Annotated in this window: 2 tRNA genes and 2 rRNA genes; all 4 read right to left on the minus strand. The window is 46.9% G+C overall.

Features of this window, described 5'->3' with window-relative positions:
• Window positions 1-127, minus strand: a 23S ribosomal RNA gene (locus tag KOL94_RS24890); the annotation flags it as partial.
• A 281-nt stretch (window positions 128-408) separates the two neighbouring features.
• A tRNA-Ala gene (locus KOL94_RS24895) sits at window positions 409-484 on the minus strand.
• A gap of 21 nt (window positions 485-505) precedes the next feature.
• Window positions 506-582: transfer RNA gene (locus tag KOL94_RS24900), tRNA-Ile, on the minus strand.
• A gap of 126 nt (window positions 583-708) precedes the next feature.
• Window positions 709-781 (minus strand): 16S ribosomal RNA (locus tag KOL94_RS24905); the annotation flags it as partial.

Genomic DNA, 781 nt, shown 5'->3' on the forward strand with positions numbered 1-781 from the left:
GTTCCCCCATTCGGAAATCCCCGGATCAAAGCTTACTTACAGCTCCCCGAGGCATATCGGTGTTCGTCCCGTCCTTCTTCGGCTCCTAGTGCCAAGGCATCCACCGTGCGCCCTTCATAACTTAACCAATGTCATCTTCCGATCAGCGTCGAATTTCATTGTCAGTTTTGTTCCTCCGGTCCTCATTTAGCTGAACTAAACTCCGTTTCCTCGGAACGTCACTTCCTCGAACTTCTCGCCTCTCGAAATCTAACGGTCATAGATGTCAATAAAATTGACGCATTACAATTCGATGTCTTGTTTTCAAGAATTTCATTATCTAGTTTTCAAGGAACAGCCTCTATCACTCTATGAAAGGCGTGATATTTTTCAGGATATTAACCTACAGACATATTGTCAACAGATTAATGGTGGAGCCTAGCGGGATCGAACCGCTGACCTCCTGCGTGCAAGGCAGGCGCTCTCCCAGCTGAGCTAAGGCCCCAAATATTTCCTTCTATTATAATGGTGGGCCTAAGTGGACTCGAACCACCGACCTCACGCTTATCAGGCGTGCGCTCTAACCAGCTGAGCTATAGGCCCAAAACCTCTAGAAATAAAAAAAGCTCTTCCAAACCCGGACACAAATGGTCCAGGATAATGAAAAAGAACTCTTTCAAAACTAAACAAAAGCCAAAGCGTGTTCCATGTCCATAAAGGACTCCTTAGAAAGGAGGTGATCCAGCCGCACCTTCCGATACGGCTACCTTGTTACGACTTCACCCCAATCATCTGTCCCACC

It is taken from the genome of Alkalihalobacillus sp. TS-13, assembly GCF_019720915.1.
In the GTDB taxonomy this organism is placed as follows: domain Bacteria; phylum Bacillota; class Bacilli; order Bacillales; family Fictibacillaceae; genus Pseudalkalibacillus.